The sequence below is a fragment of the Accumulibacter sp. genome (genome assembly GCF_016789985.1).
Classification (GTDB): domain Bacteria; phylum Pseudomonadota; class Gammaproteobacteria; order Burkholderiales; family Rhodocyclaceae; genus Accumulibacter.
In genome coordinates this window covers 1-7417 of record NZ_JAEUOL010000019.1, presented here as the reverse complement: position 1 = coordinate 7417, position 7417 = coordinate 1, and the positions used below count along the sequence as shown (strand labels likewise).

The window sequence follows — 7417 nt, the reverse complement described above, 5'->3', positions numbered from 1 at the left end:
GATCCTCGGCGTCACCCTGGTGCTCACGGCGGTATTCCTGCCGGCCTCGTTCCTGCCGGGAATCACCGGCCAGATGTTCCGCCAGTTCGCGCTGGTCATCGCCGCCACCGCGCTCATCAGCGCCCTCAATGCGCTGACCCTCAAGCCGGCACAGTGCGCGCTCTACCTGCAGCCGCGCCCGGCGGAGCAGCGCGCGAACGGGTTCTACTGCGGCTTCAACCGCGCCTACGACGCTCTGGAGCGCCACTACGTCGCCATGGTGAGCTGGATCGCGCACCGGCCGCGCCGCATGGCGGGTGCTTTCTTCGCAATCGTCGGTCTCGCCACCATCGGCTTCGCGGTGTACCCGACGGCGCTGATGCCGCTCGAGGATCAAGGCTATTGCGTCGTCATCGCCCGGCTTCCGCCGGGTGCTTCGCAGCCACGTGTTCGCGAGGTGGCCTCGAGCATCGATGCCCTGCTCGGGAAGACGGCCGGCGTCAAGGGCTGGGTGACCATCGGCGGTTATTCGGCGCTCGATTCGGCCAAGCTTTCGAACGCCGTGACGACCTTCGTCATCTACGATGACTGGGACAAGCGCCCGGCCGGGTTTTCTCAACTGAAACTGATCAGCGACCTGCAGCAGCAGTTGCGCGCGCTGCCGCAGGCGACGTTCGGCGTCCTGCCGCCGTCGCCGATCCCCGGCCTGGGGATCGCGTTTGGCTTCCAGATGATGATCGAGGAGCGCAGCAGCCTGGGCGCCCGCCAGCTGCAGGCGGCGACGAACGAGCTGCTGCGCCAGGCCGGCGACGAGCCCGGCTTCCTCCGGCTCGGTTTCACGACGTTCAATGCCGACAGCCCGCAGCTCTATCTCGACGTCGACCGGGCGATGGCGAGAAGCCTCGGCGTCACCATCGACGACCTGTTCAAGACGGTGCAGATCTATCTCGGCTCGACCTACGTGAACCCGTTCAACCAGTTCAATCAGAGTTTCCAGGTGCGCCTGCAGGCCGACGGCGAATACCGTCGCCGCTTGCGGGACATCGAGACCCTGTCGGTTGCCAACAGCTCGGGGCAAATGGTCCCGCTCGGCGCATTGCTCGACGTCCAGCCGGCGCTCGGATCGGAGATGATCTTTCGCTACAACCTGTACCCGGCCGCCGCGCTGATCGGCATCCCGATGCCCAGGTACAGCTCGGGGCAGGCGCTGGACAGGATGCACGATTTCGCAGCGAGCACATTGCCGCCGGGCATGAGCTACGAGTGGACCGGGCTCGCTTACCAGGAACAGCTCATGGGCAAGCAGACCTACCTCCTGTTCGCGCTGTCCATCACCCTCGTCTTCCTGGTGCTCGCGGCGCAGTACGAAAGCTGGATCGATCCCGCCGCGGTGATCCTCACCGTGCCGATGGCGCTCGTCGGCATCGTGCTTGCGCTGCTCGTCCGGCGCTTCCCGGTCGACCTGTACACCCAGGTCGGCCTGGTGCTGATGACCGCGCTCGCCGCCAAGAACGCCATCCTCATCGTCGAGTTTGCCCGCACGCTGACGGCGGAGGGGATGCCGCCGGCCGAGGCGGCGATCGAAGCGACGCGCCGTCGATTCCGGCCGATCGTCATGACCTCGCTGGCGTTCATCCTCGGCGTCGTGCCGCTGCTCACCGCCACGGGTGCCGGGGCGGCGAGCCAGCAGGCGCTCGGCACCGTCGTCTTCGGCGGGATGCTGGTGTCGACCATTCTCGCGATTCCGTTCGTTTCGGTCTTCTACATTCTGCTGCATCGGTTGCGGGAGTGCCTCGGGGTGCCTTGGCGATTCCCGAAGCGTACGCGCTACACTGGCGCGCCGAAGTGAGCCGCCGAAGGGAGGGCGGGACTCTGGCTCCATGTCATGCCGAGTCGAGCATCGCGGGTGGTCGGGGTGGCCGTCATCAAAGGTGCGATCAGCCATTCAATCTGCTCGTCTAGGCTCACTGCTTGTGCCACATCTTCGTTGCCCGGTTCGCTGACAGCATCCTGGATATGGGCAAGACGTCGCGTCCGATGTCCGGACGATCGCCGCTTACCCGGCCCGGCGCGCGTGTGCGAAGCCTCATGCGGGCCGAAGAACTGGAGTAGGATTCTCGTGTGGATTTCAGCATCGTCGGGATTTCAGCATCGTCGGCAAAATCGCCAGTATCGAGACCATCGCCGAAGGCAGCGGTATCCGCGAGCTGGCGATGCTGCGGCAACGCAGCGGTGTCGGCTGCTGGCGCAAGAAGAAGGGCATTGCGGCTATCCGGCTTGCCGATGGAACAACGGTGCGGGCCGAGATTGACTGGTGGTGCCAAGGGGCAACCGAAGATAAGGGAATGGCTATGAAGTTCGTTGTTTGTCTATCTCGCGAAGGGTTCGGGGAGTTCTCGACCGATGACCTGACTCTCGGACGGCTGCATGAAGTCCCCGCCCAGGCGGATAGCCGTGGCATGCTGCGGATCGTGGACGATTCCGGCGAGGGCTTTCTTTACCCTGCTTCGTTTTTTGAGCCTGGAGAGGTCCGGGAGCAGACCGCTTCCCGTCCGCACGAACTGCTCGTGGCATAGCAGAGTGGCCTAGGTGTGTGCTACCGGCCACAAGAACCCCACCGAATGGAGCGTCCAGCAAACCCGAACCATGCGCCGGCTGTCGCGATCGGATCTCAAGACCGTCCGCGCCTGGCGCATCATCTACGCCACCGCCACAACGTCTGGCAAAGCCAATCCGCTGTGCCAGCGCTGGCCCGGTTGGGACCGCCGGTGCCGAATCGAACCCTTCAAGCGTCTTGCCCGAACGATCAACACTCGCCTGACCGGCATCCTCAGCGGCTTCGAGGCGGGAAAGCACAACGGCCGCGCCGAAGTCATGAATTGCGCATTGCAGGAAGCGCGAACCCGTGCTCCCGGCCACCGGCGCGTCGAGAATTTCATCGCCATGCCTGTCTCGTCGCCGGGAAACTCACCCATCTGCTCGCCCCGCCGTTTGCCCGGATGGCCGTCGTTCCACACAAAACGGAGTAAACCCGCCGTGCGTAATTCGGCATTTGGCGTGATCGCCCGGCCATGATCGATCAGGGCACTCATTCCGGCAGACCGACTGTCAGCGACCATGCCTCGTGGGTCCTCGCCGTGCTCGCCATGTTGATGGTCATCGTGGCCCACCTCTTGCCGGCACTGATCGCCGGACTGCTGGTTTATGAGCTGGTGCACGTGCTGGCACCGGTCTTTGCCCGGCACCTGTCGAGTAGCCGGGCGCGCGCCATGGCGGTGGGTCTGGTCGTCCTGGTCGTACTCGGTGCGGTCAGTGCGGCGGTCATCGGACTGGTTGCCTTCGTCAACAGCGAGGGGGGCAGTCTTGCGGCGCTGTTGGCCAAGATGGCGGAAATCATCGAAAGTTCGCGGTCGACCCTGCCCACCTGGCTGGCCGATCTGCTGCCACGCGGCAGCGACGCGCTGCGCGAGCGTGCCAGCCAGTGGCTGCGGGAACATTCCACCGAAGTGCAGATGATCGGCAAGCAGACCGGCCACGTGCTTGCCCATGTGCTGATCGGCATGGTCATTGCCGGCATGGTGGCCCTGCGCGAGGCCGGGCCCAGCCGGAGCCCGGGACCGTTGGCGCGCGCGCTCGAGGAGCGGGTCTTCCGGCTCGGCGAAGCCTTCCGCCGGATCGTCTTCGCGCAGGTTCGCATCTCCGCTCTGAACACGCTGTTCACCGCCGTGTACCTGGCTGTCGTCCTGCCGATGTTCGGCGTCCACCTGCCCCTGACCAAGACCATGATCGTCGTGACCTTCATCGTCGGTCTGCTGCCGGTGGTCGGCAACCTGCTTTCGAACACCGTGATCTTCGTCATCAGCCTGGCTCATTCTCCCGGCGTCGCCGTGTCGTCTCTGGCTTACCTGATCCTGATCCACAAGCTCGAGTACTTTCTCAACGCACGCATCGTCGGTGCCCGGATCAATGCCAGAGCCTGGGAACTGCTGACCGCGATGCTGCTGATGGAAAGCGTTTTCGGGCTGGCCGGCCTGGTCGCCGCGCCGATCTGCTATGCCTGGCTCAAGGACGAACTGGCGAGCCGGCAGTTGATCTGAATCCTGCGGCCAATCGGGCGGTTTGGGCAGTGCAGGATGGCTCGCGGGACATGAGCGTGGCACAGGAACGGACCTGTTGACCATGCTGCGGCTCCGGCCTGCTCTCCCCGGTCATCCGGCGCAGCCGGCTCCCGGGGAGAACTGGAGCCAGCGACGCTTTAGCCGGAATTTGCCGGCCGCCCCGGCAAGCTACCGGTTAAATCCGGCGTCAAAGGTGATTCTGAGCGGCAGTGCTGGCGCGGGGAAGAACTTTTGCGTCATGTGCTCATTCCCTCTCCGTTTGGAGAAAGGTCGGGGGAAACGGTCATGGCTTTCATCACCCGGTTTGCCTGCAACAGCGATGACCGTTTGCTGGCTGCCCGACCCTTGCCCCTGCCAGTCGCTGCAGCACGGACACCAGCAGATCCACTTCCTCGCAGGTGTTGTAGAACGCCAGGGAGGGCCGCACCGTCGCTTCGACGTCGAAGTGGCGCAGGATCGGTTGGACGCAGTGGTGGCCGGCGCGCACGGCGATGCCCTCCTGATTCAGTGCCGCGCCGACTTCCTCGGGACGGTAGCCGGCCAGAACGAAGGACAGAACGCTGGTCTTGTCGTCGGCCGTGCCGATCAGACGGATGCCGGGGAGCGGCTTGAGCCGCTGCGTGGCGTAGGCGAGAAGATCATGCTCATGGCGGGCGATGTTCTCGATGCCGATCCGTTCGACGTAGTCGAGCGCGGCCCCGAGACCGGCCGCATCGGCGATGTTGCCGGTGCCGGCCTCGAAACGCGCCGGCACGCCCTGGTAGAGGGTGCGCTTGAAGGTGACGTCGGCGATCATGTTGCCGCCACCTTGCCAGGGCGGCATGTCTTCGAGGAGGTCGCGCTTGCCGTAAACGACGCCGATGCCGGTCGGCGCAAACACCTTGTGGCCGGAGAAGACAAAGAAGTCGGCATCCAGCGCCTGCACATCGACGTGCCTATGCGAAACCGACTGGGCGCCATCCACCAGCACCCTGGCGCCGGCCCGGTGCGCCAGTTCGACGATTTCCCTGACTGGCGTCACCGTGCCGAGCGCGTTGGAGATCCGGCTGATGGCGACCAGTCTGGTGCGGTCGTTGAGCAGTCGCCGGCATTCCTCCAGCAGGATCTGCCCCTGGTCGTCGACCGGGATGGCCCGGATGCGGGCGCCATTCTCCCTGGCAAGCTGTTGCCAGGGAACGATGTTGGCGTGGTGTTCGAGCAGCGAGACGGCGATTTCGTCGCCTTTACCGATGTGCTCCTTGCCCCAGGTCTTCGCTACCAGGTTGATTGCCTCGGTCGCGCCACGCACGAAAATGATCTCTTCCTCCGAAGCCGCGCCGAGGAAGCGCGCCACGAGTTCATGGGCGGCGCGGTGGATGTTCGAGTTTTCGTGCTGGTAGAACTGCACCATTCGGTCGATCACCGCCTGCGGCTTTTTTGTCGTGGCGGCGTTGTCGAACCAGACCAGCGGTTTGCCATTCACCCGTTCAGCGAGGATCGGGAAGTCGCGGTGCACGGTCTGCACGTCGAAGGTCGGGAAGCGGCTGACGTCGGCTCGAGGGACGACGTTCGGTAACCGCGATTCGATGAAGTGGAAACCGCCGTTGCCCGGAGGCTGGGGTTGCGAACGGGCCGGCGTGACACGCTCGCCGGCGATTTCGCCGAGGACTCGGCGCAGTGTGGCGTCGCCCGGTAGTTCGAAGGGATGCGCCACGATGGGGTTGTCCGCCGCTGTGGGAGCAGTCAGCGGTGGTTCGTGCGTGCCAGACAGCGCTGCCGCTTCAGCGAGAAAATAGTAGGGCGATCCGGGTACGCCGGCAGGTCCGCTGGGATGGTCGTCGGCAGGGTTGCCGCGCAGGCTGCGGGAGCCCCGGATTCCGGTACCGGCTCGGCTGCCGGGAGCGGCATCGAGCGATGTCTGGCCGGCCGACGGTGGCGCCACGGACTGTCGCGCCGACAGTCGGGTCACTGACCGCGACCCGCGAAGCCGGTGCAGGCGTGGCACGCAAGTGACCACAGGACTGCCCGCGGGCAGCGTCCGGAAGATCTCGCTGGCCAATTGCCCGAGTGTCGCTTCGTCCGGCAATCCCGGAATGTCCGTCGGGGCGGGCAACGGATTAGCGGTAGGTGTCCGAATAGTCAGGGTACTTGTCGACCTCCACGTCGTCGAGAACGGCCAGTGTGTCTTCCACAGGCACGACCTGCGAGCAGTAGAGCGAAATCAGATAGGAGGCGATGGCATTGCGGTCGATGCCCATGCCCATGAAGCGCACCGACAATCCGGGGCTGTGCTCGCCTGGCAGGCCCGGCTGATACAGGCCGACGACGCCCTGGCGCTGGTCGCCGACGCGCAGCAGCAGGAGCTTGGTCCTGCCTTGCTCGACCGGCACCTTGTCCGACAGGATCAGCGGTATGCCACGCCAGGTCACGAACTGCGAACCGAACAGCGAAACGGTCGGCGGTGGTACGCCACGGCGGGTGCATTCACGGCCGAAGGCGGCGATCGCCAGCGGGTGGGTCAGGAAGAATGCCGGCTCCTTCCAGACTTTAGTGAGCAGGTCGTCGAGGTCGTCCGGCGTCGGCGCGCCGGTCAGCGTCGAGATGCGCTGCGTGTCGGCGACGTTGGCCAGCAGCCCGTAGTCCGGGTTGCCGATGCGCGCCAGCAGCGGCACGCCCAGCAGGTACAGCTTGTACGCCAGGCGATGGTGGATGATCGCCCGGATGCCCGGATAACAGAGGACTATCTCGTCGGCGCTGCGCGCCACCGGATCGCCGCGGTAGGCAGCCTCGACGTCGCTGTCGAGGAGAAGACGAATTCCGGGCAGGGCGGCAGCGAACTGCTGCACGAGCGCGAGGCATCCCTTTCGATCGTCACGGGGCCGGTCAACGGGTCGTGACGGGCAATGTGGGTCAGTTCCGGGCGTACCTGGTCGAACAGGCTGCGCAGGGCGGTGTCGAGCGTATGGCCGACATGGAAATCCTCGCTGTGCCCCTGCTGCAGGTCGGGCGGGCCGAGGCGCATCGGAAAAAGCGCACCGCACAGCCGTTCGACGATGTCGCGCAGTGCCTCGCGCGAGGGAAACTCGCGGCCTCCGGTTTCCAGTGGGCGTTGCTGCGCCAGACGCCAGCGCTCACGCGCGGCACGCAGGTCGCGCACGATTTCGTCGAGACCCCGGAGTGCCGCGATCAATGGATCGTGGGCGGAACGAAGCGGTGCGTTCATTGTTCGATTCTTCCGCAACCGTCAGTCCTGAACCCACGGTAGGCCGTGGTGGCGCCAGCCGCCGCTTGCGCCGCGTTGTCCGTCGGCAGTGATTTCTCCCTCGAAGCCTTCCAGGACA

At 65.3% G+C, this 7417-nt stretch carries 6 protein-coding genes and 2 pseudogenes; 4 read left to right on the top strand and 4 right to left on the bottom strand.

Annotation, left to right across the window (positions count from 1 at the left end):
• From JNK99_RS01180 to JNK99_RS01165, 4 genes are all read left to right on the top strand, one after another.
• Window positions 1-1828: efflux RND transporter permease subunit (locus tag JNK99_RS01180; RefSeq protein WP_291847411.1), on the top strand; the 1828-nt coding region annotated here is incomplete at its 5' end.
• 364 nt (window positions 1829-2192) lie between these two features.
• Window positions 2193-2555: a hypothetical protein gene (locus JNK99_RS01175; protein ID WP_291847408.1), complete on the top strand. Its 363-nt coding sequence runs from the start codon at window positions 2193-2195 to the stop codon at window positions 2553-2555.
• A gap of 70 nt (window positions 2556-2625) precedes the next feature.
• Window positions 2626-3054, top strand: a complete 429-nt coding sequence (locus JNK99_RS01170; protein WP_291847405.1) for a transposase — start codon at window positions 2626-2628, stop codon at window positions 3052-3054.
• Window positions 3051-4076 carry an AI-2E family transporter gene (locus JNK99_RS01165; RefSeq protein ID WP_291847403.1) on the top strand — a complete coding sequence of 342 codons (1026 nt, stop codon included), beginning with the start codon at window positions 3051-3053 and terminating at the stop codon, window positions 4074-4076. Before JNK99_RS01170 ends, JNK99_RS01165 begins: the two co-directional genes overlap by 4 nt.
• 316 nt (window positions 4077-4392) lie before the next feature.
• On the opposite strand, the gene JNK99_RS01160 is transcribed toward JNK99_RS01165, so the two are convergent.
• From JNK99_RS01160 to JNK99_RS01145, 4 genes and pseudogenes are all read right to left on the bottom strand, one after another.
• Window positions 4393-6219, bottom strand: a complete 1827-nt coding sequence (locus JNK99_RS01160) for a cysteine desulfurase (protein ID WP_291847414.1) — start codon at window positions 6217-6219, stop codon at window positions 4393-4395.
• Window positions 6194-6724: pseudogene (locus tag JNK99_RS01155) on the bottom strand (hypothetical protein); the annotation flags it as partial. The pseudogene JNK99_RS01155 and the gene JNK99_RS01160, both read right to left, overlap by 26 nt.
• Window positions 6725-6816: 92 nt before the next feature.
• On the bottom strand, window positions 6817-7299 hold the full coding sequence (locus JNK99_RS01150) for a hypothetical protein (protein ID WP_291847400.1): 483 nt from the start codon (window positions 7297-7299) through the stop codon (window positions 6817-6819).
• Between the two features lie 21 nt (window positions 7300-7320).
• Window positions 7321-7417 (bottom strand): annotated as a pseudogene (locus tag JNK99_RS01145) (rhodanese-like domain-containing protein); the annotation flags it as partial.

Bases quoted from the DNA above. Each gene is read 5' to 3' on its own strand.
- JNK99_RS01175 (WP_291847408.1), top strand. From the start codon at position 2,193: ATGCTGCGGCAACGCAGCGGTGTCGGCTGCTGGCGCAAGAAGAAGGGC.
- JNK99_RS01170 (WP_291847405.1), top strand. From the start codon at position 2,626: ATGCGCCGGCTGTCGCGATCGGATCTCAAGACCGTCCGCGCCTGGCGC.
- JNK99_RS01165 (WP_291847403.1), top strand. From the start codon at position 3,051: ATGATCGATCAGGGCACTCATTCCGGCAGACCGACTGTCAGCGACCAT.
- JNK99_RS01150 (WP_291847400.1), bottom strand. From the start codon at position 7,299: ATGAACGCACCGCTTCGTTCCGCCCACGATCCATTGATCGCGGCACTC.